Annotated in this window: 18 protein-coding genes; 13 read left to right on the top strand and 5 right to left on the bottom strand. The window is 63.2% G+C overall.

All coding sequences use genetic code 11. The features are described 5' to 3' along the window. Positions 1 to 4: 4 nt before the first annotated feature. From HDG33_RS03220 to HDG33_RS03235, 4 genes are all read right to left on the bottom strand, one after another. Positions 5 to 1,474 carry an efflux transporter outer membrane subunit gene (locus HDG33_RS03220; protein ID WP_184022541.1) on the bottom strand — a complete coding sequence of 490 codons (1,470 nt, stop codon included), beginning with the start codon at positions 1,472 to 1,474 and terminating at the stop codon, positions 5 to 7. Further along, positions 1,467 to 2,654, bottom strand: coding sequence for an efflux RND transporter periplasmic adaptor subunit (locus tag HDG33_RS03225; protein ID WP_184022543.1), 1,188 nt, complete (start codon positions 2,652 to 2,654; stop codon positions 1,467 to 1,469). Before HDG33_RS03225 ends, HDG33_RS03220 begins: the two co-directional genes overlap by 8 nt. Then, positions 2,644 to 5,835: an efflux RND transporter permease subunit gene (locus HDG33_RS03230; protein WP_184022545.1), complete on the bottom strand. Its 3,192-nt coding sequence runs from the start codon at positions 5,833 to 5,835 to the stop codon at positions 2,644 to 2,646. Before HDG33_RS03230 ends, HDG33_RS03225 begins: the two co-directional genes overlap by 11 nt. A 572-nt stretch (positions 5,836 to 6,407) precedes the next feature. Continuing rightward, positions 6,408 to 6,728, bottom strand: a complete 321-nt coding sequence (locus tag HDG33_RS03235; RefSeq protein ID WP_184022547.1) for a DUF4148 domain-containing protein — start codon at positions 6,726 to 6,728, stop codon at positions 6,408 to 6,410. Between the two features lie 273 nt (positions 6,729 to 7,001). On the opposite strand from HDG33_RS03235, the gene HDG33_RS03240 reads away from it, so the two are divergent. After that, positions 7,002 to 7,310, top strand: a complete 309-nt coding sequence (locus HDG33_RS03240; RefSeq protein WP_184011341.1) for a putative quinol monooxygenase — start codon at positions 7,002 to 7,004, stop codon at positions 7,308 to 7,310. 224 nt (positions 7,311 to 7,534) lie between these two features. Beyond that, positions 7,535 to 8,155: a TetR/AcrR family transcriptional regulator gene (locus HDG33_RS03245; RefSeq protein ID WP_260330296.1), complete on the top strand. Its 621-nt coding sequence runs from the start codon at positions 7,535 to 7,537 to the stop codon at positions 8,153 to 8,155. Positions 8,156 to 8,468: 313 nt separating this feature from the next. On the opposite strand, the gene HDG33_RS37135 is transcribed toward HDG33_RS03245, so the two are convergent. After that, positions 8,469 to 8,747: a hypothetical protein gene (locus HDG33_RS37135; protein WP_260330321.1), complete on the bottom strand. Its 279-nt coding sequence runs from the start codon at positions 8,745 to 8,747 to the stop codon at positions 8,469 to 8,471. Here HDG33_RS37135 and HDG33_RS03250 point away from each other — a divergent pair. The 11 genes from HDG33_RS03250 to HDG33_RS03300 all read left to right on the top strand — a co-directional run bounded on the left by HDG33_RS03250 (position 8,634) and on the right by HDG33_RS03300 (position 24,854). Beyond that, positions 8,634 to 10,217: a methyl-accepting chemotaxis protein gene (locus HDG33_RS03250; protein ID WP_260330315.1), complete on the top strand. Its 1,584-nt coding sequence runs from the start codon at positions 8,634 to 8,636 to the stop codon at positions 10,215 to 10,217. The two genes, HDG33_RS37135 and HDG33_RS03250, sit on opposite strands and share 114 nt — an antisense overlap. 87 nt (positions 10,218 to 10,304) lie before the next feature. Continuing rightward, a complete protein-coding gene (gene ltaE / locus HDG33_RS03255) occupies positions 10,305 to 11,312 on the top strand; it encodes a low-specificity L-threonine aldolase (RefSeq protein ID WP_184022551.1) in 1,008 nt (335 codons plus the stop codon). A gap of 98 nt (positions 11,313 to 11,410) precedes the next feature. Next, entirely contained in the window at positions 11,411 to 12,157 is a 747-nt protein-coding gene (locus HDG33_RS03260) for a GntR family transcriptional regulator (protein ID WP_184022553.1), read from the top strand. A gap of 167 nt (positions 12,158 to 12,324) precedes the next feature. Then, positions 12,325 to 13,893, top strand: a complete 1,569-nt coding sequence (locus HDG33_RS03265) for a gamma-glutamyltransferase family protein (protein ID WP_311548131.1) — start codon at positions 12,325 to 12,327, stop codon at positions 13,891 to 13,893. Between the two features lie 119 nt (positions 13,894 to 14,012). Next, the gene (oxlT, locus tag HDG33_RS03270; protein WP_184022558.1) at positions 14,013 to 15,302 is read left to right on the top strand and encodes an oxalate/formate MFS antiporter; all 1,290 of its coding nucleotides are present in this window, start codon (positions 14,013 to 14,015) and stop codon (positions 15,300 to 15,302) included. Between the two features lie 358 nt (positions 15,303 to 15,660). After that, the gene (locus HDG33_RS03275) at positions 15,661 to 16,629 is read left to right on the top strand and encodes an oxidoreductase (protein WP_184022560.1); all 969 of its coding nucleotides are present in this window, start codon (positions 15,661 to 15,663) and stop codon (positions 16,627 to 16,629) included. A 65-nt stretch (positions 16,630 to 16,694) separates the two neighbouring features. Beyond that, positions 16,695 to 17,366 (top strand): heavy metal response regulator transcription factor, encoded by a 672-nt coding sequence (locus HDG33_RS03280; protein ID WP_184022562.1) that lies wholly within the window; start codon positions 16,695 to 16,697, stop codon positions 17,364 to 17,366. Beyond that, complete coding sequence (locus HDG33_RS03285; RefSeq protein WP_184022833.1) at positions 17,363 to 18,751, top strand: heavy metal sensor histidine kinase; 1,389 nt, start codon at positions 17,363 to 17,365, stop codon at positions 18,749 to 18,751. The genes HDG33_RS03280 and HDG33_RS03285 overlap by 4 nt, the downstream gene beginning before the upstream one ends. Before the next feature lie 193 nt (positions 18,752 to 18,944). Beyond that, the gene (locus tag HDG33_RS03290) at positions 18,945 to 20,228 is read left to right on the top strand and encodes an efflux RND transporter periplasmic adaptor subunit (RefSeq protein WP_184022564.1); all 1,284 of its coding nucleotides are present in this window, start codon (positions 18,945 to 18,947) and stop codon (positions 20,226 to 20,228) included. A 16-nt stretch (positions 20,229 to 20,244) separates the two neighbouring features. Beyond that, positions 20,245 to 23,340 (top strand): efflux RND transporter permease subunit, encoded by a 3,096-nt coding sequence (locus HDG33_RS03295; protein ID WP_184022567.1) that lies wholly within the window; start codon positions 20,245 to 20,247, stop codon positions 23,338 to 23,340. A 17-nt stretch (positions 23,341 to 23,357) separates the two neighbouring features. Continuing rightward, a complete protein-coding gene (locus HDG33_RS03300) occupies positions 23,358 to 24,854 on the top strand; it encodes an efflux transporter outer membrane subunit (RefSeq protein WP_184022568.1) in 1,497 nt (498 codons plus the stop codon). Positions 24,855 to 25,014 lie beyond the last annotated feature (160 nt).

The raw sequence follows: 25,014 nt of genomic DNA on the forward strand, positions 1-25,014 counted from the left end.
ACCTTCAATATGCGCCGTGTGCCATCGTTGTCGCGACCAGTGCCGGCGTGGCAGCCACTTGGGCGAGTTCATCGCTCGACCATCCGCCGCCCAGTGCATGCAGCAGTTGCACGTTGGCACTTAGCTGGCGTGTCTGGATATCGAGCACGCTGCGTCGTGCTTCGAGTGCGACGGTCTGCGCCTGCACGACATCGAGATAACCTACAGTGCCCTGGCGATATTGGTGCAGCGCCAGATCGACCGAGTATTGCGCGGCATTCGCGGCATCCTTTTGGTCGCCAAGCGCGGTGCCGAGATACGACAGCAGCGAAAGGTTGTCCTCGACCTGCTGGAATGCCGACAGAACCACGCTGCGATAGCGGTCTCCGGCTTCCTCGGTTGCCGCCTTCGCGGCGTCGAGCTGCGCACGACGGTAACCGCCGTCGAAGACGTATTGCACGAGCTGCGGGCCAATCGCCCAGAACAGATTGGGCGCGCTAACCAGTCCAGCATAGGCGGCGCTTTGCACGCCACCCTGCAAGCTCAGCGTGATGTCCGGGAAATAGGCCGCGCGCGCGACACCAATCTTTGCGTTGGCCTCGGCAACCCGGCGTTCCGCTGCTGCGACGTCGGGGCGACGTTGCAACAGCGTCGAGGGCAGGCCGGTCGGAATCGCCGGCAACGCGATGGCGGCAGTCTGCTGCGGCAGGCTGAATTCGGACGCGGACGTGCCGACCAGCACGGCAATCGCGTGTTCGATGAGCGCTCGTTGCGCGAGATTCTGCGACAACTGGGACTTCGCCGACGACAATTGTGTTTGAGCCCGCGAAACGTCGAGGCCCGCCACGATGCCGCTGTCATGCAGCGTCTGCGTGAGTTGCAGCGCTTTCGCATACGCCATGACCGTCTCGTTCAGCAGCTCGGTCTGCTGGTCGAGGCCCCGCAAACCGATGTAATTGTCCGCGAGTGCCACTTGCAGGGCCAGTTTCACCGAAGCCAGATCGGCTTTGGTCGCCTGAGCCTCATCCTTGCCGGCCACCACGGAGTCACGCACGCGGCCCCACAGGTCGAGGTCGTAATTGACTTCGGCGCGGAGCGTGACGGAGTTGTAGTCGTTCGGCCCGCCCACGCGCAACGGCCGGTTATCGGACTGGCGAACGCGCTGCGGCACCGCGCTTGCGCTGATGGTCGGATACAGTCCCGACGCGACCTGCGCGACGAAAGCCTGCGCTTGCGCATAGTGCGCGTACGCGGCGCGCAGATCGGTGTTGTTGGCCAGCAGACGCGCTTCGAGATCGTCGAGTTGCGCGTCGCCATATATTTTCCACCAGCCGTTACGATCTATCCGGTCGGCGGGCTGAGCGGCCGTCCAGGGACCAACGGTTTTGTATTGTGCTGCTACCGGCGCCGAAGGCACCTGATATTGCGGCGCGAGCGAGCACGCGGAGAGCGCCAGAACGCCCGTTAAAAGCGCGACCCGTCCAGGCTTAACCATGTGCGGCCGCCTTCCTGTCAGTGGCCGGCGCAACCTGCACGCCGTCGCCGTCGGCGAGTCCATCGGGCGGGGTATCGATCACGCGATCGCTGGCGGCGAGTCCCGAGCCGATCTCCACCGAATCGCCCAGATCACGGTCGATCTTCACCTGCTTGAACAGCACGTGACCGTTCGCACCGAGCGTGGCGACTACGACGCCGCGGCTATCGAACACGAGCGCGCTGGCCGGCACCCGAAGTGAATCGGCCGACGCGGGCAACGTGAATTTCAGGCTGGCGAAACCGCCCGGCAGCAGCTTGCCATTGGCATTGTCGACCAGCAACTGCACGAGCGTCGTTCCCGAACTCGAATTGACGGAGTCTGCCGCTGCTATCACGCGCGCGGTGAACTGCTGGTCGGCGTACTCGGGAACGGTCAAGATCGCGGTCGTGCCATCGTGGATCGCCGGAGCGTAGTTCTGCGGTACCTGAACATACACACGCAACTGCTTGACCTCGGAGACCGCGAACAGCTCCTGGCCGACGCCGCCGCTACCGGCGTTCACCAGCGCGCCAACGTCGGTGTCGCGCGCGGTCACCACGCCGTCGAACGGCGCGACGATCCGCGCGAAGGCCTTCGTCGCGACGAGGCGATCGACGTTGGCCTTCGCGGCCGCCACGATCGCCTCCTTCGCGGTGTAATCGGCAGCGTGCTGATCGACGTCCTGCTGGGCCACGGAATCGGTGCCTCTTAGCGCCTCCCAGCGCTTCGCCGTCGTACCCGCTACGACGGCATTCGCCTGCGCACTCTGCAGATCGGCGCGTGCCTGAAGGAGCTGCTGATCAAGCTCGGGTGTTTCGATTTCGGCGAGCACCTGACCCGCCTTGACCGGCGCGCCAATATCGACGTTCCATGATTTCAGGTAGCCGCTGACCTGCGCGAAAATCGGCGCCCGTGTAAACGCTTCGAGCCGGCCGGGCAGTTGCAGTGAAGGGCCGTTGGGATCGCGCATGGGCTGGATCAGATTGACTGTCGGTACGGCCTGAGCCTCCGTCCAGGTTTTCAGCTTGCGGGCGTCGACGGCTCGCAGCGCGACACCGCCAACGACGATGCCTAAGGCGACCAGCAGGCCGATCACGCCCGCAACCCGAAGCGGACGGCGCGATGACGTGTTAGTGGGAAAAGCGGATTCAGACGACATAGGCAGAACCTCCCGGGACGGGTGCTGGGGTCGCCGCGCGCCCGGGGCGCGCGTGAACGATACAGAAGATGACGGGGACCAGGAACAGCGAAGCCGTGGTGGCAAACATCAAACCGCCGATCACGGCGCGGCCGAGCGGCGCGTTTTGCTCACCGCCTTCGCCGAGGGCGAGCGCCATCGGCGCCATGCCGATGATCATGGATAGCGCGGTCATGAGCACCGGGCGAAAGCGCGTAAAGCCCGCTTCGAGCGCCGCCTTGAACGGATCGCCATGGACGGCAAGACGTTCGCGGCAGAAGCTGACGACCAGAATCGAATTGGCGGTCGCCACCCCCATGCACATGATCGCGCCAGTGAGTGCGGGTACGGAGAGCGTCGTGTGCGTCGCGAACAGCATCCAGACGATACCCGCCAACGCCGCCGGCAATGCGCTCACAATCACGAGCGGATCGGCCCACGACTGGAAATTGACGACGATCAGCAGATAGATCAGCACCACTGCGCCAAGCAGGCCGAACAACATGCCGGCAAAGGCGCTGTTCATCGTCTGCACCTGACCCAGCAGCGCGACGCTCGAGCCCTTCGGCAGCGTGCTGGCGTTCTGGTGCACGATGCGCTGGATATCGGCCGACACCGCGCCGAGATCGCGGTCCTGGGTGGTCGCGAAGATCTCGACCATGGGCTGGATGTTGTATTGGCTGACGACTTCGTTGCTAGTGGAGCGCTCGACCGTTGCCAGACCGCCGAGGATCTGGGCGGTGCCTCCGCCGCTGGCGGTGATCGGCAGATTTTGCAATGCTGCCAGTGAATCGAGACGGTATTGCGGCGTTTGCATCACGATCGGATACGACACGCCGTTCGCGTTGTTCAGCCAGTACGTGGGCGCCACCTGGCTCGAACCTGCGAGATTCACCACCATGCTGTTCGTCACATCGCGCTCGGTGATGCCGAGCAACTGTGCACGCGTGCGGTCGACATCGACGTTGAAGGTGGGATTGCCGTGCGACTGCGCGATCCGTGCATCGACCACGCCGGGCACGTCGCGTACCGCGCGCAGCAAACGGTCTGCATACGCGTAGTCGGCGTTCAGGTTGTTGCCGCGGATCTGCAGGTCGATCGGCGCCGGCGAGCCGAAGTTAAGGATCTGGCCGATGATGTCCGCCGGTGGGAAAGAGAACGTGACCCCCGGGAATTCACGCGGCAATCTTTCACGCATCATGCGGACATACCCGTCGGTCGGACGATGCCCTTCGTTCAGCGCAATCTGGATGTCGCCGTCCTGCGAACCGACCGTCCCGGTGTTGTTGTAAGCGGTATTGATGCCGCTGACCGGCAGACCCATATTGTCGACCACCGTGCCGAGGTCGGACGGCGGGATGATCTGGCGGATCGCGCCTTCGACATTCGCGAATATCTGCGCGGTCTTTTCGACGCGAACCCCGACTGGTGCACGCACATGCATCAGGATCTGCCCGGCATCGACCGCCGGGAAGAAGTCGCGGCCGAGCAAGGGCGCGAGGGCGAACGAGAGCGCGACGAAGCCGAGGAAGCAACCGACGAACGGACGCCGATGGTTCAGCGCGAGTTCGAGTAACCCGCGATACACGCCACGCACCTTTTCAAAGCGTGCTTCGAAGCCGCGCTGGAAGCGTCCGAGCGGACCCGGACGTCGCGTCTCATCGGCGTGCTCACCCTGCGCATGCGGTTTCAGCAGGTATTTGGCCATTGTCGGCACGAGGGTTCTCGAGAGGATGAACGACGAGATCATCGCGAAAATGACGGCCTCCGCCATCGGCACGAACAGGAAGCGCGCCACGCCGTTCAGGAAGAACATCGGCACGAACACGATGCAGATGCACAGCAGGGAAACGAACGCGGGTGTGACGATCTGCGCGGCGCCATCGAGGATAGCGGTCTCCACCTCCTTGCCGTGCTCGAGGTGCCAGTTGATGTTCTCGATCGTCACGGTCGCATCGTCGACAAGAATCCCCACCGCTAACGCAAGACCGCCGAGCGTCATGATGTTCAAGGTTTCGCCTAGTGCGGAGAGCGCGGCGATCGAGCCGAGAATGGCCAGTGGGATCGAGGTTGCGATGATGATCGTCGAACGCCAGCTGCCGAGGAACAGCAGAATCATCAGGCTGGTGAGCACGGCCGCGATCACGCCTTCACGTGCCACACCGGTGATGGCTGCGCGCACGAAGATCGACTGGTCGCCGATCGGTTCGACATTCAGGTTATCGGGCCACGACGCTTTCCCGTTGGCGATTTGCTGCTTGATGCCGGAGATGATCCCGAGCGTCGAAACCGAGCCGTTCTTGAGTACCGACATCAGCACCGAGCGCCGGCCGTTCACATGGACGATATTGGTTTGCGGCGGACTGCCGTCGCGAACATTCGCAATGTCACGGATAGTGACCGTCGTGCCATTGGCGGCTTTGACCGGTAGATCGCCCAGGGCCTTGATTTCCGAGGGCGCATTGTTGAGTTGCAGCGTGTATTCGTAGTCGCCGATCTTTTCCGTGCCGACCGGCGTGATCAGGTTCTGACCCGCCAGCGCATTGGCGACGTCCTGTGCGGACAAACCGCGCGCCTGCAGTGCCGCAGGATCAATGTCGATCTGCACCTGGCGCGTCTTGCCGCCGAACGGGTAGGGAACCGACGCACCGGCGACAGTCGTCAGAACGGGACGCACCGCATTCAGACCGAGGTCGCCCAGCCTCTGCTCGGACAATCCCTTGCCCGATAGCGCCAACTGGATGATTGGCACGGTCGACGCGTTGTAATTGAGGATCAGCGGCGGCGTAGTGCCCGCGGGCAACTGCCGCAACTGAGTTTGCGCGACCGCGGTCACTTGCGCGTTCGCCGTGCTGATATTCACGCCCGGCTGGAAGAAGATCTTGATGATCCCGAAACCAGCGACCGATTCTGCCTCGATGTGTTCGACATCGTTCACGGTGGTAGTCAGCGTGCGTTCGAACGGCGATGTGATCCGGCCGACCATCTGGTCGGGCGGCAGCCCCGTGTATTGCCACACCACGCTGATCACCGGGATTCTGATATCGGGGAAAATGTCGGTGGGCGTCTTCATCGCCGACAGTGGCCCGATGATGAGGATGAAGATTGCCAGGACGACGAAAGTGTAAGGTCGTCGGAGCGCGATACGAACTAGACCGAGCATGAGAATTCCAGGGAGTGGGGGAAACGCAAGAGCATCTTGCAAAGATCTGGCGCAGGAAGATGTTCGCAACGAGGATGATTGCTTTGTGACCTATGTTGGGTGTTCCCAAACGCAACCAGAGTGCGAATGTACACAACGCTCTGGATTCCTGCAGACGGAGAAATAGCATTCCGGCAACGTTTGAATGCCGGGCGAGTCAATTTCTTTCTACCTGCGCATATCAGGAAAACCTTGTCCATGCTGGATGGAGTGATGCTCGGCAAGATTCGGACGGAGGCGAACTAGCGTGATTTCCAGCGAAGACTAAAGCGTTAAGGATTTTTATTACCAATTGTTTGAGAGGCCATCAAGGGTTCTCGTCACGAATGACATGCGCATGAAGATGTGAAGAGGAATGCTGACAGCGTGCCGTCAAAGCGTTGAGCCGCGGCAACGCGGGGTTCAAATCGGGCTTCGCTAAGGCCGTGACAAAACAGACGAGCGCGGTGCGTCCAACGACCGCTGGTAGCCGTTGCGCAAGCCACGCGACGCGGCCCCGGACCCGGGGCCGGATTCAGTGCCGATCGGCACCATCAGTGACCAAAGTAGATCGAGTGAGTCCCTGCGGTCGCCGACGGCGCACCCGACTGCGAGGAGCCGTTCATCGACACTCCGCCGACTGCCGTGCTGCTCGGCGTCGTGGCATCCTGCGCATGAATACGTGCCTCCGCAGCCTGAACATCGGTGGGATAGTGCAGATCCTTGAGGCCCGGGCGATACCCCGCCTGTTCCATTTGCACGAGGTCCGCGCGCACTTCGGCACGCGTCAGCGGGGCAGTGGATTCCTGTGCAAAAGAGACTGCGGGGACGACGAGTGCGTTGGCAACCAACGCTGCATAGATCAGAGTCTTCATGGTGAATTACCTGTCAAGTTAAATATAGTCAGCTTCACACGCGATGAATGGAGCCTCGGGTGTCGCCGCGCCACCGCCGCAACGGCGAGTAACCTGTATTGTCCGCAGATGGGGTGACGCGAGGCTGACCTCTTCATTACGCCGTTGTCATGTTCAAATAGGCAGGAGCGTTGCGCTCTGAACTTTGATGAGAACCGATCGGCAGGCGTACGTAAACGCGGCTATGATTTCATGCGGCGATCGGCGCCGAAACAAGAAAGGAGAAGTACCCAGATGATCCATGTCATTGCCACAATCACTGCCCAGCCCGGTCAACGCGAAGCCGTGTTGGCACTTTTCAACCAGAACCGTCCAGCGGTGTTGGCCGAAGAGGGGTGCATCAGCTACGAGGCCGTCATCGACGTACCGGAGTTCGGGACGCTTCAGACACCGCTCGGCAAAGATACGTTCGCTGTCATCGAGCGCTGGCAGAGCGCTGAAGCGTTGAGGGCGCATGGGGCCTCAACGCATATGGCCGAATATGGACACAATACGCGCCCGTTGCTCGTGAGCCGCGTCATCAACGTGCTTCAGGCTTGCTAAAGAGAGCGTTCCTGGCGGCCCGCCATTGGCTGGGCAGGCCAATATGGGCGCCGCCACGCCGACTTCCAATCATGCTGCCTGCGTGTATACTTTTATCAAAATGTAAATCGTCATGTGATGACATCGGCGATAATCCGACAGCGCAGGGAGTTATGAAGAACAAAGGGACTATCGAGAAGCCGAACCGTGGAACCGGCGCCGAGCGCGTCGCGCTCAAGCGGCCGATGAAAAAAGCGCCGCAGCGTTTGCCGCGCGCAGAGCGTCAGGCGCGCGTGCTGGAGAAGGCCGCGGAGTATTTCGCGGAGCATGGTCTGGGCGCGCAGACCCGCGCCATCGCGGAAGCCTGCGGCGTATCGCAACGCTTGTTATATAGCCTGTTCCCGAGCAAGGCCGCTTTGATTGACGAAGTCTACAAGCGGGAAGTCGTCGGAATCTTCGACGCAATCTGGTTTGTTCAGTTGCAAGACCGAAGTGTGCCGATTGAAAGCCGACTCAACCGCTTTTATCGCGAATACTATGACACACTCCTGACGCGCCGCTGGCTGAGGCTTTTCCTTTACTCGTCGCTCGAGGGCCTGCACACGGCGCCGGCCTATACGAACGCGATCGTCAGCCATGCGCTCGAAATCATCGTCACTGAGACCGCGCATGAACTGGGTCTACGCATGCCTGTCGACCCGGCTCAACTGGGCGAAGTGGGTTGGCTGTTACATGGCGCCGTGTCTCATCTGGCGATTCGCCGCCGCATCTATTCAAACGAAAACAGCACGCCCGCCGAAGCGGTGATTGCCATGCACGTGCGCGCCTTCCTGACGAGCCTGCCGAGCCTGCTGCCTGCGCTATAGCGCATTGCGCGTCGGCGCAGGGCGGTTCGCCGGTGTTATCGCTGCGACCGTCTGTGTCGTCTCCAGCGCAAATCGTCAAGCGACGATATAATCCTGCGAAATTGGGCTGCATTGCCGCGCAGGCGCCCTGGGGGCTGCTCATTGTGTCCGCGCCGTCGCCCGTTCGAGCTGTATTTGGCTTGCGCATGGCGGCTGCGTCATAACTGTTCGCAATCGTCGCCATGAGGCAAACCAATTTCCCGAACGGCCTGCGCCTCGGCACAATGCCATTGCGCATCCTGGTGGCGTTTCGGCCGATATGTCAGGCCGCGAGTCATTGCACGCTGTCCGCGGCCGCCGTCTTCGAAACAGCCGAGACACGCGCAACAAATAATGCATCTCTGACGAAAAAGGTGAATCCATGAGGACTACGGCGGGTTTGCGTGTCCACACCCAGTTGGTTGCCGGCTTTGGCATTGTCCTCGTCGCTCTCGTTGCGCTGACAGTCATCGCCATCACGCGCGTCGAGTCGGTGCGGCAACGACTCGATCAGATCATCGACGTGAACGGCGTCAAAGAACGCTACGCCATCAACTTTCGCGGTAGCGTCCATGACCGGTCAATCGCCGTGCGCGATGTCACTCTCGTATCGCATGATGAACTGCCGGCCGTCGTCGCGCATATCCAGCAACTCGCGGCGGATTATGACAAGGCGGCAAAGCCGCTTGCCGCCGTCTACGCGCAGCGCACCGACATCACCGCAGCCGAGCGCGCTATCTATTCGCGCGTGATCGAGGCGGGCAACAAGGCCACGCCGTTTATCGACGAGGTGATTGCGCGGCAAACCTCCGGCGACACCGAAGGGGCACGCACCGTGCTGCTCCAGCAAGCGCGCCCCGCGCTGGTCGAGTGGCTCGCGGCAATCAACCAGTTGATCGACTTTCAGGAAGCACTGAACCGGCGGGGCGGCGCCGAGGCACGCCAGATAAGCGTCGATTTCCGCTTGATGATGCTCGCGCTGACCGGGCTTGCGTGCGTGATCGGTCTTGGCGTTGCGGTGCTTGTCGTGCGCAACATAGGCCGGTCGCTCGGCGCCGAGCCGCGTGAGCTGATCGCGTTCGCCGATGCGATCCGGCGCGGCGATCTTTCCCAGTGCGCCGACTTGCGCACCGGCGATACGGGTAGCGTGATGGCGACTGTCGTGCGGATGAGAGAAGCGCTCGCGGACATCGTGGGACAGGTGCGCGATGGCGCCGATGCAGTCGCCGACATGAGTCACGCGATTGCCGCCGGCAATGCCGATCTTGGCGCGCGCACCGAGCTCCAGGCCAGCGCGCTCGAGCAGGCCACCGGCGCACTCAAGGAATTCGACGCGAGCGTGGCCACCAACGCTGCGAACGCGGGACACGCGGACGAGCTTGCCAGGCACGCCTCGGATACGGCTGGGGAAGGCGGCATGGCGGTCGGCCGGGTGGTGGAGACGATGCATGGGATAAGAGCGTCGTCGGCGCGCATCGCGGAGATCATTTCGGTCATCGACGGGATCGCGTTCCAGACCAACATCCTCGCGCTGAATGCGGCTGTCGAGGCCGCGCGTGCCGGTAGCCAGGGACGCGGTTTTGCCGTGGTGGCCGGCGAGGTCAGGCTGCTCGCGCAACGTAGCGCAGAAGCGGCGAAGGAGGTCCGGCAACTGATCGTGGCGAGCGACGCTCGCGTGAAAGACGGCGCCACCCAGGTTGATGCCGCGGGCTCGACGATCTCCGCGGTCGTTGATTCGTCGGCGCGCGTCACGGGCATCATGAGCGAAATCCACGACGCGTGTCAGCAACAGACGCTTCATATCGGCCAAGTCCGGGAGATGATCGCGAGCCTGGAGCATGGCACGCAACAGAATGTTGCGCTGGTCCAGCAATCGGGTGCTGCCGCGGACGCTTTGAACAGGCAAGCGCAGACTCTGCTTGGCGCGGTCAATCTATTTTCCGTCGATGCCGAGCGCGGTTCGGATCTGAAATCGGCGGGCCCACAGCAGCGCGATGCAACTGCGCGCAACCCGGCGCTTTCGCTCACCAGCAGCTACTCGTGAGCGCAGGGCGGCATAGCACGATTTTCAATTCAATCCAGGTCGTCCGCGCTGCAGGCGCGATGCGCCCGCCACTCTGAGGAGCAGCACATGATCGATTTGCGCAGCGATACCGTGACCCGTCCGGACCTGCCGATGCTCGCCGCGATGTCAACCGCCGAGTTGGGCGACGATGTGTGGGGCGACGATCCGACTGTCCTGCGTCTACAGGCCGTGATCGCCGAACGCGCCGGCAAGGAAGCCGGCCTGTTCTTTCCGACTGGAACGCAATGCAATCTTGCGGCCTTGATGGCGCATTGCGCGCGTGGCGACGAATACATCGTCGGCCAACTGGCGCACACCTATAAATACGAAGGGGGTGGCGCGGCGGTGCTCGGCAGCATTCAGCCGCAGCCGCTGGAAAATGCCGTTGACGGCACCTTGCCGCTCGATAAGATTGCGGCCGCCATCAAGCCGATCGACGATCATTTCGCGCGCACGCGTCTGTTCGCGCTAGAGAACACGATTGGAGGCAAAGTGCTGCCCGCGGACTATGTGGCGCGTGCGGTCGAATTCGTTCGTCAGCGCGGGCTCGCGACGCACCTCGACGGGGCACGCGTGTTCAACGCCGCGGTGGCTTCGGGCCAATCGCTGGCGGCGCTGTGCGCGCCCTTCGATTCGGTGTCGATCTGCTTCTCCAAAGGACTAGGCGCGCCGGTCGGCTCGGTGTTGCTCGGCAGCCAGGCGCTGATCGGCGCAGCGCATCGCTGGCGCAAAGTGCTGGGCGGCGGCATGCGGCAGTCGGGCGTGCTGGCGGCGGCGTGTCTGTACGCGCTGGATCACAACGTCGAGCGGCTCGCGGACGATCACGCCAACGCCCAACTTCTTGCCGACGGTCTCGCGCGGATCGATCAGGTGACGGTACAGTCACACGCGACCAACATGGTGTTCGCGCAGTTTCCGCAAGAACATTGCGCTCCGCTCGAAGCGTGGCTCAAGGAACGGGGCATTCTCACGCAGATGCTGTATGCGTCGCGTTTTGCGACACATAAGGACGTCTCGCGCGCGGACATCGATACGTTTCTGTCGGCTGTAAAGGCGTATTTCGCTCGCGGCTGATGTCCGCGCGATGCCGGTTTTTTCATCGCGTGTTGACATGGCGCGTTCGGGTCGGACAATAATCTCAGTCCCGACACTCGCCAACTCAGGTTCCAAGCGTGAACGACATAACCGGCATTTCCCCCTCGCGGGCTGATCATGTCTATGTCAGCGTACGCGAGGATATCTTCGATATGCGCCTGCTGCCCGGCGACCGCGTGACGGAAGGCAGCATCGCCGAGCGCTTCGGCGTGTCCCGCACGCCCGCGCGCGAGGCCTTGCAGCGCCTGCAAAGCGACGGCCTGATGCGCGGTTATGTGCGCGGCGGCTGGGAAGTCGTGCCGGTCGATTTCAAGCGCTTCGAAGACCTGTATGAAATGCGCAAGCTGATCGAAACCTTTGCGGTCGCGAAGCTTGCGGGTGCCGAAGGGGGGCTCTGCGAAGGCGTCGCACGGATGCTCGGTCGGCTCGAACAAGTCTGGAAGATTCCACCTGCTCATCGTCGGCGTGACGGCCGCGAGATGGTCGCGCTCGACGAAGCATTTCATCACGCCCTCGTGCAGGCCGCCGATAACGCCGAGCTGACCAATGCGATGCGGCGCGTGACCGATCGCATCCGGGTCGTGCGGCGGCTCGATCTCGTGTATGGCGACTGCATCGACGAAACCTACGACGAACATGTGGCGATCCTCGATGCGATCCGTCGTCGCGAAACGGATCGTAGCATTGCGTTGATCGCACGCCATATCGAGGGTAGCCGCGCTGAAGTGCGCACCTTGACCGAGGAGCGCCTGCAACGCGCACGCACTGCAATGGGGCCGAATGCGGTCCCCTATGCACCACCCAGGCTGCGCGGCACCAAATAGCGACATCGTCGTGAGCACCGGGTCGCGCGTAACCCTGCTCTGGCGCGCATGAGCCGTCGACTCGCATGCTGGCATGCTTCTCGCATAAGTGACGGGTATGTATACAAGCAAAAGCCCCGTCCAATATGTCATCTAGTTTTCTGAATCCAGCACGCGGCGCGCGGGGCATGGCCGTCGCGCCGAATGCGCTCGCGGCGCAGAGCGCGTTGGCCATCATGCGGGACGGCGGCAACGCCGTCGAAGCCATGATTGCCGCTGCCGCGACTATTGCAGTCGTCTATCCGCACATGAACAGCATTGGCGGCGACGGCTTCTGGCTAATCTCTCGCCCCGGCGCGGAGCCGGTGGGCATCGAGGCCTGCGGCGCGGCCGCGCTCGCTGCGACGATCGACGCGTACCGCTCCCGCGGATATACGACGATTCCGACACGCGGCCCGCTGGCCGCGAACACCGTCGCGGGCACCGTGTCTGGCTGGCAGCTCGCGCACCGCTGGTCGACGGACGCGCTCGGCGGCAAGCTGCCCGTCAAGCGTCTGCTCGAAGACGCCATTTACTACGCGAAGTCCGGCGTGCCCGTCACGCGCAGCCAGGCACAATGTGTCGACAGCCGACGCGCCGAACTGAGTCCTATCGCCGGTTTCGCGGACACCTTTCTCCATGACGGCCGCGCGCCTGCAGCGGGCGAGCGCTTTGTCGCGCCACGTCTCGCCGTAACCTTGGAGCGCCTCGCCGAAGCCGGTCTCGACGACTTCTATCGCGGCGACCTCGCGCGCAGCATCGCGAGCGATCTTCAATCCGCCGGCTCGCTGCTGGCGCTTGCCGATCTCGAACGGCACGAGGCGCGCTGGCGCAAGCCGCTCGCACTGCAGCACTCGCTCGGCACGATCTACAACATGCCGCCGCCGACACAGGGTCTCGTGTCGCTGCTGATTCTCGGCATTCTCGACCGCGTGCTGACGAAGGACATGGATCCGCTCGGGCCCGAGTTCGTCCACGCGTGCGTCGAGGCAACCAAGCTGGCTTTCGCGATTCGCGACGCGCACGTCACCGATCCCGATCACATGACGGTCGATCCCGCCACGCTGCTCGAACCGGCCGCACTCGACGCGATGGCCGCGCGCGTCGCGCCGACGCGAGCCGCGCCCTGGCCGGCCGGTCGCGGACCGGGCGACACCGTATGGCTAGGCGTGACGGATAGCGAAGGCGTTGCGGTCAGCTTCATCCAGAGCATTTATCACGAGTTCGGCAGCGGCATCGTCCTGCCGGGCTCCGGCATCAACTGGCAGAACCGCGGCTGCAGTTTCTCGCTCGACGAGCACGCGCTCAATCCGCTGATGCCGCGGCGCAGACCATTTCATACACTCAATCCGGCGCTGGCGCGCTTTGCCGACGGCCGCACGATGGTGTACGGCAACATGGGCGGAGACGGACAACCCCAATCGCAAAGCGCCGTGTTTTCACGGATCGCGAATTTCGGCTGGAATCCGCAGGCGGCGATCGACGCGCCTCGCTGGCTGCTCGGCCGCACATGGGGCCAATCGACCGACACGCTCAAGCTCGAGCCACGCTTTGCCGCGCACACGGCAGCAACGCTCAGCGCGTTCGGGCACGAGGTCGAGATGATGGCGCCTTACGATGAAGCGATGGGGCATGCCGGCGCAATCGTTCGGCACCCTGATGGGTTAATCGAAGCGGGCTACGATCCGCGCAGTGACGGGGCCGCTGCGGGCTGGTAGACACCGCGCGCTTTTACCCAAACGACTTGCCGTTCCGGCCGTTCCGGCCGTTCAGGCCCGGAGGACTGCGCACGTCTCGCGCATGCCGGCTGGCATGCGCTCAGGAATCGGAGAACACCATGAGTACACGCTTGCAACCGATGTCGCCGCATATCGAGAATGTCTCGACGCTCGCCACGCATACCCGCTGGATTCAACTTGGGCTGGGTCTCGTCTGCATGATGGCGATCTCGAGTCCGCAATACGTCTGGACGTTGATGACCAAACCGCTCGCCGCGAAACTGGGCATCGCATTGCCTGAACTGCAGGTGACGTTCTCGCTGCTGATCATTCTGCAGACGTTCTTTTCGCCGTTTCAAGGCAAGCTGATCGACCGCTTCGGTCCGCGCACGCTGATCTCGTTCGGCACGGTGATGTCCGGCCTGAGCTGGGTGTTCGCATCGCAGGTCCAGAGTGCGCCGATGCTCTATCTGACGTATGGCGTGATCGGCGGCCTTGGCACGGGCATCGTATATGTTGGCGTTGTCGGGCTGATGGTGCGCTGGTTCCCCGCGCAGCGAGGCTTCGCGGCGGGCGCTGTCGCCGCCGGCTATGGCATGGGCGCGATCGTCACGACGTTTCCGATCGCGGCGTCGTTGCAGGCGCGCGGTGTCGAGGCGACGCTGTGGATGTTCGGCATCGCGTTCGCGGTGGTGGGGCTGCTGGCATCGCAGGGCTTGCGTGTGCCGCCCGCGCACGGTGCCGCCGGCGCGAATGTGAATGACGCCGGTTCGCCGGTGGCGAATCTGCGCCCGTCACAGACGCTCAGGACGCCGATCTTCTGGCTGATGTTCGCCATGATGACGATGATGTCGACCTCCGGTCTGATGGTCACGTCGCAAATGGCCACCTTCGCCACCGATTTCGGCGTGACCAAAGTGCTCGTGTTCGGCATGGCGGCGCTTCCGCTTGCGTTGACGATCGACCGCTTCACGAACGGGCTGACGCGACCGCTGTTCGGCTGGGTGTCCGACAAAGTCGGCCGCGAAAACACGATGTTCTTCGCGTTCGCCCTGGAAGGCGTCGCGATGGCGCTGTGGCTGTTCACGCGCGATAACGCGGTGCTGTTCGTGTTGCTCTCGGGCGTGGTGTTCTTCGGCTGGGGCGAAATCTTCTCGCTGTTCCCGGCGACGCTGACGGACACGTTCGGCACGCGGCATGCCACGGAAAACTATGGCTGGCTCTACATTTCGCAGGGCATCGGTTCGATCCTGGGCGGCCCGCTCGCGGCGTTGATGCACCAGCACGCGGGTAGCTGGCTGCCGGTGTTCGGCGCGGCGATCACGCTTGACATCGTTACCGCATCGCTCGCGATTGCGGTTCTCAAGCCGATGCGCCGCCGTTTTCTTGCCGCACCACGCGGCGTTTGACGGCAACTGGCCGCTCGTTCGTTGTACGGCTAATTGCCAGGTGGCGCGCCTCTTTCATGGGCGCGCCGCGGTCGCTCGTCGGTCTTCCAGTGACGCTCTGAAATGACCGAAACGTCATCCAGCAGCCATGTCGTGTTAACGACCGAATTCCGATAATGACAACCGGGATCATTCCAGTCCACTCGAGACTGACTCGCCGAGCAAACAGCAATCGATGCAGTACGCGAAGAGCAATTGGTATTGGCTCGAGTCTCCATGCTGGGCGGCTCGCGGCATGATTGCCGCCGGATACGCTCTCGGATCGCCGACGTGATAGTCTCGACTCACGTATTCAATCTTCACGCCGCCCCGGACCAACATGCACACACGGTGGACCACCGACGACATTGCGCCGCTGACCGGCAAGCGAGTGCTCATCACGGGAGCGAATAGCGGTATCGGCTATCACGCCGCGCTGACGCTGGTGCGCAAAGGGGCACGGGTCATCCTGGCATGCCGCGATAAACGACGCGCAGAAAAAGCTCTCGCCCGCCTGAAAGCCGAAGTTCCCGGAGCAAGCGCGGAACTGGCGATTCTCGACCTTGCTTCCCTCGCGTCCGTCCGCTCGTTCGCGCAGAAAGAACTCGCGGAGCAACGCCGCATTGATATTCTGGTGAACAATGCCGGCGTTATGGCGCCGCCGAAACGTCTTGAGACCACCGACGGCTTCGAGCTGCAGTTCGGCACCAATATGCTTGGCCATTACGCACTCACGGCGCTGCTCATGCCCGCTCTTGAACTTGCCGCGGCTGAATCGCCTGACCGGCCACGCATCGTGACGATTGCTTCCATCGCGCACAAGCAGGGGAGAATTGATTTCGACGATCTGCAGTCGGAGAAGCATTATTCGCCGATGCAGTCATATCGCCAGTCGAAGCTGGCGAATTTGATGTTCGCCTTTGAGCTCGACCGTCGACTGCGCGCGGCGAATTCCCGAGTCATGTCTGTAGCCGCCCACCCCGGGGTCGCGAACACCAATCTGTTTCGTTCCGGCGATCGTTCCGCGCTGTCACGTGCTGCTCGCAGCCTCGCTGGCCGGGTCATCGGCGTCGCGCTGAACAGCGAATCCGCCGGCGCGCTGCCGACGCTCTACGCGACGACGTCGCCCGACGTCGATGACGGCGGCTATTACGGGCCGCAAGGTTTCCTCGAGGCACGGGGGCGCAGAATCGGCGAAGCGAGTGTCGCGACGCAGGCCACGGATGAATTGACCGCCCAGCGTTTGTGGCAGGTATGCGAATCGCTCACGCAGATTCGCTTTCATCTGCAGTCCGAGCGGACCGCGTGAGTTGGGCGCACGATGCCGCCGGATCTTTTTCGAATCGCGCTAATTGAACGACAGGTTGCAGCACCATGCGAATACTCATTATCGAGGACGAGCCGAAAATGGCTACCTATCTCCGCAAGGGGCTCATGGAAGCGAGCTTCCAGGCGGATACCGCCCTTGATGGCAAGGAGGGCCTCTTCCTTGCGCTTAGTGAAGACTACGATCTGATTCTGCTTGACGTGATGCTGCCCGAACTCGACGGGCTCGAAGTCCTCAAGCGCATCCGGGAGAAAAAACATACGCCGGTACTGCTGTTGACGGCTCGCGACACGGTCCAGGACAAAGTCGTCGGGCTCGAGTCCGGTGCGGACGACTACCTGTCCAAACCGTTCGCCTACGCCGAACTGCTGGCGCGGGTCCGTGCGCTGCTGCGAAGGCCGGCGCAGTCGTCGGTCACTGTTTTGTGTGTCTCCGACATGGAGGTCGATCTGGTCAGGCGGCGCGTGCGGCGCGGCAATGTGCGCATCGAATTGACGGCTCAGGAGTTTGCACTGTTGAAGTTGCTCGCCGAGCGCCAGGGCGAAGTGCTGACCCGGGCTTTCGTGACTTCCCACGTGTGGGATATCAACTTCGACAGCGACACCAATATCGTGGACGTCGCGGTCAAGCGTCTGCGCACGAAGATCGACAGCCCGTTCGAAAACAAGCTGCTGCATACGGTTCGCGGCATGGGCTACGTGCTGGAGGACAGGGCATGATTGGGGCCGGCGCGCCGTATTCACTGCTGAAGCGGCTCGCGCTCGCGTTTTCGATTCTTGCCATCCTGGTGCTGTCGCTCGCCGGCGGCCTTCTCTACCATACGCTCTCACTGGAACTGCGACGCCGCGACGACAGCGAAATTGCCGTGAAGCTTCAGGAGTTCATGGAGCAGGCTCGCACACTGGGCAGCGCGGTATCGGTCGCGCAAAACGGTGCGGTATTTAAGGAGGCGCTGCTTTCACATCCCGCGGTGTCTTTCGCGATATCCGGCGGGGGTGGTGAACTGTTGGTGTACACCGGGGGACGCGGGCAGCGTCTGGCATCCGGGCTCGGCAAAGACGCCGAGTCTGGTCCGTTCACCTGCAATCCGCCGGTCGTCGGGCCTGCCCGCTGCGTTGTGGGGCGAGAAAAGCTGTCGTCCGGGGAGACGATCCAGATCGTTCTCGCGCACGCGGCTCATGTACGGCGCTCGGTGCTGCGCGCTTTTCAGGAGGATCTATTGCTCGTGCTCGTCGGCGGTTCGCTGCTGATGGGCTCACTCGGTTATGCGATCGCGAAACGGGGTCTCGCGCCTGTGAAAACGATCGGTGCTCGCATTTCCAGCATCGAGGCACACAATCTGGACAATCGTCTGCAGATCGGCGGCGGCCCCGTCGAGCTTCACGACATAGCTGTCCCGGTCAATCGCATGCTCGACCGGCTCGAGCGCGCCTTCACGCGCCTCTCGCAGTTCTCGTCGGATCTGGCGCACGACATGCGCACGCCGCTGGCGAATATCATCAGCTCCTCGCAAATCACGCTGTCCAGGCCGCGCACGATTGAAGAGTACGAGACGCTCATCGATTCGAATATCGAGGAGTGCGAGCGACTGCAGCGCATGATCGAGACCATGCTGTTTCTCGCGAGGGCGGATCATGCCAGACAGCAACTCAAGCTAGGGTCGCTCGACTGTCAAAGCGAATTCGCCAAACTCACCGCATTTTTCGATGCCGTCGCGGAGAATAAGAGCGTTCGGTTCTTCATTGATGGGCCCGTGCAAGTGCGAGCCGATCCGACGCTGTTCAGGCGCGCCGTCAGCAATCTGCTATCCAATGCGCTGGAGCATGCCGGGACCGCGTCAGAAGTCGCGCTGCGAGCGTTCCGCTCGGGAGAGTATGTGGCCGTGCAGGTCATGAATAACGGCGAGAGCATTCCGCCCGAACATATCGATAAGATCTTCGAACGCTTTTATCGCGTCAATGCTGCCCGCGAGGGATCGGCGAAGAATACCGGCCTCGGTCTTGCGATCGTCAAAGCGATCATGGAATCGCACCGAGGCAAGGTCGAAGTGCTGAGCCGCGCAGGCAGCACGGTGTTTACGCTGTATTTTCCGGCTTTCGTCTAAAGCGCGGCGCGCCGCGCCGCAGCCCGTTCTCCTCTTCTACCTCGCGCACGTCGCCAGCCTCAATGTCAAAAATGACATTTAGCCGCAATGTGTGTATCAGCCGCAGATTTCGATAATTGACACCAGGCGATCGAGGACATTGAGTCCTCGCTCTTCGAGCGTGTCAGGTCAATTCGATTCTGCGAGGGACTCATTGAAAACCAACTACCAGAGACGCCTGTATGCGTCCGTCGCCGGGGCCGGCTTGATCGTTCTGTGCGGCGCCTTCGCGATTCATTCGCGGAACACGCGGGCAGCGGCCGAACCCGTAGCGGCCGAATCTGCCACCTCAGCGGCAGCGAGCAGTACGCCTACCGTTTCCAGCGCCGTCGACCTGGCGCCCGAGGCGCTCTCGAACCTGCATCTGCAAATCGCCGACGCGGCGCTTCGCCCAGGCGTGCGGACCATCACCGCGCCGGGCGTGATCGCCTTCAACGGCAAACAGCTCGCACAACTGAGTTCCCCCTCCAGAGGTCGGATCGAGGCCGTCGACGTCGCGGTTGGCGAGCACGTGCGTGCGGGGCAGCGACTTGCCGTGCTCGACGAGTTCGATCTCTCCGATGTGCGCAGCCAGCTCGCCAGCGCGCAAGCCGCGCTCGCCGATGCGACGGCCGCAGCCGACGCGGCACACGCTGCGCTCGCGCGCGGCACAGAGTTGGTCGACGCCGGCGGCATTGCGCAAAGCGAACTCGAGCGCCGTCGCGCGATGGCGGCCAATGCCGATGCCACGCTGCGCTCCCGGCAAGCGGATCTGCAGAAATGGCGCGGCATGACACAACGATTGATGCCGATCGATGCCGGCGCGAAGGCAAAGGGCGACATGCGCACCCTTGCCGCCTTGAGTCCGCGCGACTCGCTCGGCGCCGTGGTCGCGCCGTTCGACGGTGTCGTCACGGCAGTGAGTACGGCCGCCGGCAACATCGTCGATACGTCGCAGTCGCTCGTCACGGTGACGGATCTGTCGACCGTGTGGCTGCAAGTCAGCGTGCCGGAACACGACGCCGCTGCCGTGCACGCGGGTCAGACAGTCGCGGTGAACGTCGATGCCTATCCGAACCAGCCGTTCAACGGACGCGTCATCGACGTCGCCGATCAGGCCGATCCGAATACGGGCACGGTCATGGTGCGTTGCGAAGTGCCGAACCCCGGCGGGCTGCTGCGCGCCAACCTGTTCGCCACGGCAAACATCGCGGCGCCGCTCGGCCACGATTCCGTGCTGGTGCCCGATTCCGCATTACAGGACGTGAACGGGCGGACGGTCGTGTTCGTGCCTGCGGGTCAGGGTCACTTCCTGCCGCGCACGGTCCATACCGGCGTGGCCGAGAGCGGCATGACCGAGATCGTGAGTGGGGTCGCGGCCGGAACGCCGGTGGTCGCCAACGGCAGCTACTGGCTGAAGGCCGCGCTGATGCAAACCACCATTCCCGACGAAGGCTGAACCGCGAGCGCAGGTCATGATTACGAAGATTGTCGATGCGGCGCTGAAGAATCGCGCCATGGTACTGATCCTGGTCGCCGTACTGATCGCCTTTGGGCTCGTCAGCATGCAGCGACTGCCATTCGATGCGCAGCCCGATATCTCGCCGGTCCAGGTGCTCGTGACGACGCAAGCGCCGGGGCTCGCTCCGGTCGATATCGAACGCTCGATTACCGCGCCCGTCGAACTCGCCCTGCAAGGGCTGCCCGGCATGCAGGCGCTGCGCTCCATTTCCCGTTATGGCCTGTCGGTCATCTACGTGCGCTTTGCCGACGGCTCGAACATCTATCAGGATCGCAATCTGATCGGCGAGCGCCTGCAGACGGTGCAGCTTCCGCCCGGTACAAATCCGCCTCAGATGGGACCGCTGTCGGATGGCCTGAGCGAGATCTATCAATTTCAGGTGCGTGGCCACGGGCAATCCCTGATGACGCTGCGAACGCTGCTCGACTGGCAGATCGCGCCGAAATTCCGCGAAGTGCCGGGCGTGGTCGACGTCAACGTCAACGGCGGCGAACTGAAGACCTATGAAGTGCAGGTGGCGGACGACGCACTCACGCGCTACGGCCTTTCGACCGCCGACATCTTCAATGCCGTGCAGATGAACAACGGCGCAACCGGCGGCGCGACCATCGAGCACAACGGCGGGGAGGCCATCATTCGCGGCGAAGGGCTGCTTCGCAACGCGACGGACATCGGCAACATCGTGTTGCGCACCGAGCCGGATGGCACGCCGCTTTATGTTCGCAATGTTGCGCGCGTCGTCGAGGCGCCGATGCCCCGGCTTGGCGCGGTCACGCGCGACGGCAACGGCGAAGCCGTTGTCGGCGTCGTTCTGATGGGACTCGGGCAGAACACCCGTATCGTCGCGCAGCGGGTTCAGGACGCCGTCAAGGAAATCAACACGACGCTGCCGCCCGGCGTCGAAATCGCACCGTACTACAATCGCGCCGACCTGATGAACCGCGTGCTGCACACGGTTGCTCACAACATGGTCGAAGGCGCCGTGCTCGTGATTGCCGTGCTGCTGCTGTTGCTCGGCAATGTGCGCGCCGGCCTGATCGTCGCGCTGGCGATTCCTTTGTCGATGCTGGCCGCGGCGATCGCCATGTACAGCGCGGGTATGTCCGGCAATCTCATGAGCCTGGGCGCCATCGATTTCGGCCTGCTCGTCGACGGCGCGGTGGTCATGATCGAGAACATCGTACGGCGGCGCGCGGAAGCACCGGCGCGGCCCATGCAGGCGGTCGTGCTCGAGGCATCCCGGGAAGTGGCGCGGCCCATCACGTTTGCGGTCCTGATCATTACCGCCGTCTATCTGCCGATTCTCAGCCTCCAGGGCGTCGAGGGAAAGATGTTCCGCCCGATGGCGTTGACGGTCGTGTTCGCGCTCCTCGCGTCGCTCGTGATCACGTTGACCGTGATGCCCGTTCTCGCGAGCTTTCTGCTGCGCGGCAAGGTGGCCGAACGCGAGAGCCGCATCATCCACTGGATGCGGCGGCGCTACGAGCCGGTGCTCACGCGCGCGGCGCATCGTCCCGTGCTGACTGTCGTGCTTGCCGTGCTGCTGCTCGCGCTCGCGGGCGTTCTCGGCTCGCGCCTCGGTGCGGAATTCCTGCCGCGTTTGGAAGAAGGGGCGCTCACGGTCACGACCACGAAGCTGCCCGGCATTTCCGTGCCGTCGGCGGTCGAGTCACAGACGATGGTCGAGCGAACGCTGATGCGCTTTCCCGAAGTTCAGTCGGCAGTCACGCTCGGGGGCAGCTCCGAGATTCCCACCGATCCGATGGGTGTCGAGCAAAGCGACACTTTCATCATGCTCAAGCCGAAATCGGAGTGGAAGACCGCGCAGACTCAGGAGGGACTGGTCGAAGCGTATTCGGATGCGCTCAATCGCGCGGTTCCCGGCCTCACGCTCGATTGGGCCCAGCCGATCCAGATGCGCATGGACGACATGCTGGCGGGCGTGCAGGCGGATGTCGCCGTGATGATTCACGGCAACGACCTCGACGCGTTGCACGATACTGCGCAGCGTATTGCGAGCGTGATCGCTCGCGTGCCGGGAGCCGCCGACGTGCAAGCGCAACAGACGGTCGGCCAGCCGTACTTGCGCATCATCGTGAACCGGGATGCGGTGGCGCGCTATGGCCTCAATGCGAGCCAGGTGCTCGACGTGGTGCAGGCGCTCGGAGGCCGCACCGTTGGCTCGATTTCGAATAACGATGGCCGCTTCGACATACGCGTTCGTCTGACGCCGCAAGACCGCACGGATGTGGCGCGAATCGGCGCGCTACGCGTGAGCAACGGCGCGGGCAAGGCCGTGCCGCTCGCCGAAGTCGCCGACATCCGGATGGAGCCCGGTCCTTCGACGATCGAGCGCGAAGAGGGGCAGCGCGTGATCATGGTGCAGGCCAACGTGCGCGGCCGCGATCTCGCCGGGTTCGTGCTCGCTGCGCAACATGCCGTGGCCACGCAGGTCAAGCTTCCGCCCGGGTACAGCCTGTCCTGGAACGGCAGCTTCAAGAATCTGCAGGAGGCGATGTCGCGGCTCTACGTGGTCGTGCCCGTCGCCCTGGCGGTGATCTTCGTCCTGCTTTATCTGATGTTCGACAGCGTGAGCCTGGCGGCACTCATCTTCTTCAACGTGCCGTTTGCGGCAATCGGCGGGATCCTGGCGCTCTGGACTCGCGGCCTGCCGTTCAGCATTTCGGCCGCCGTCGGCTTCATCGCGCTGTTCGGCATTGCGGTGTTGAACGGGGTCGTGCTGGTCAGCTACATCGTCGAGAAGCGGGCGAGCGGCCTTGGCGCTATCGAGGCTGCGCGGCAGGCTGCCTTGACACGGCTGCGTCCCGTGCTGATGACGGCGACTGTCGCGAGCCTCGGCTTCCTGCCAATGGCTTTTTCCACGAGTTCCGGCGCGGAAGTGCAACGGCCGCTCGCCACGGTGGTGATCGGTGGACTGGTATCGGCCACGCTGCTGACCTTGCTGGTGCTGCCGTCCCTGTACCCGTGGTTCGACCGCCGCAAGCGCACGGTGCCGCAAGAGCAGACCGTACCGGAATACGCAGAATGACACATGGCGTTAGTCACATGATCACCTTCAAACGTTCGACCAGCCTGTTGATACCGTTGCTCCTCGCGGGTTGCGCGGTCGGTCCCAACTTCACGCAGCCTGCCGCACCGGCTGGAGCCGGCTATACGCAAGCGCCGTTGCCTTCGAGGACCGCGGCGGCGGCCGGCGCAGATGGGCCGGCGCAGGACTTCGTCGCCGGCGGCGATATACCCGGGCAATGGTGGACGCTGTTCCAGTCCCCGCAGTTGAACCAGCTGATCGATCGCGCGTTCAGGCGCAGCCCGACGATCGACGCCGCACAAGCTGCGCTCACTAGCGCGCGCGAAAACATGCTGGCGCAGGAGGGAGCGTTCTTCCCCAGCATCGGTCTCGATGCGTCGGGCAGCAGGAACGGGACTCCGACTGCGAGCCTCGCACCGGTCGCGGCGAACAACCAGCGCATCTATTCGCTGTACACGGGCGAGCTGACCGTTTCATATTCGCTCGACGCATTCGGCCTGAATCGCCGGACCGTCGAATCGGCGGCCGCGCAAGCCGAGAATCAGCGCTTCGAACTCGAAGCGGCTTATCTGACGTTGAGCAGCAACGTGGCGCTCGCGGCGATCGACGAAGCGGCCTTGCGAGGTCAGCTTGCCGCGCAAGAAGAGATGATCAAGGCCGACACCGAACTCGCGGACATCGTCCGCCGTGAATACACGCTCGGCGAGGCCGCACAGGCCGATCTGTTGCAACAACAGGCTGTGCTCGCCCAGGCGCAAGCGGCGTTGCCGCCGCTCGAAAAGCAACTGGCGCTGCAGCGTGATGCGCTGACTGCTCTGGTGGGAGGCTTTCCGAATGAAGACCTGGCGGTGCACTTCGATCTGGCGGACCTGCACCTGCCCGACAATCTTCCGGTGAGCTTGCCGTCCAGGCTCGTCGAGCAACGCCCGGATATTCGCGCCGCCGCCGCCACGCTGCACGCGGCCTCCGCACAGGTCGGCGTCGCCATCGCCAACCGGCTGCCGCAGATCTCACTGAGCGCCGCACTGGGCACCTCACCAAATGCTCTCGCCAACGCGTTCACGCCATACAACCAGTTCTTCAACGTGGTCGGCAAGGTCGCGCAGCCGATCTTTCAGGGCGGGGCGCTGCTGCACCGCCAGCGCGCCGCACAGGCGGTCTACGAGCAGGCCGGGGCGCAGTACCGCCTGACGGTCATCAACGCGTTCCAGAACGTTGCCGATGTCTTGCAGAGCGTGCAAGCCGATGCGAAGACGCTGGAAGCGTCCGCGGCCGCCGAAGCGGCTGCATCGCGCAGCCTCGATATCGCTCGCCGGAAGCTGCAGACGGGGGAGATCGCTTACCTGTCCGTGCTGACGGCACAGCAAAGCTACGAAACGGCGCACGTCGCCGCGATCCAGGCGAGAGCTGCGAGGCTCGCGGACACGGCGGCGCTCTTTCAGGCCGTCGGCGGCGGTTGGTGGAACAGGTCGGACGCGCTGGTCTCGAGCGCGGCGCTAAAAGAAGCTCATTGAGACGGACCACGCGACACATTCCTCATGATACGAACTCTCATTGGCCTGATCTTCGTCGCTCTGCTGAACGGCTGCGCCTATTCGTCGGCACAGGCTCACCGTGCGCCGCTTGCGCAGACTGCGACAACCCGGACCGTCGACTATGCGGGCCTACCCTGCG

The organism is Paraburkholderia sp. Cpub6 (assembly GCF_014201065.1).
Taxonomy (GTDB): domain Bacteria; phylum Pseudomonadota; class Gammaproteobacteria; order Burkholderiales; family Burkholderiaceae; genus Paraburkholderia; species Paraburkholderia tuberum.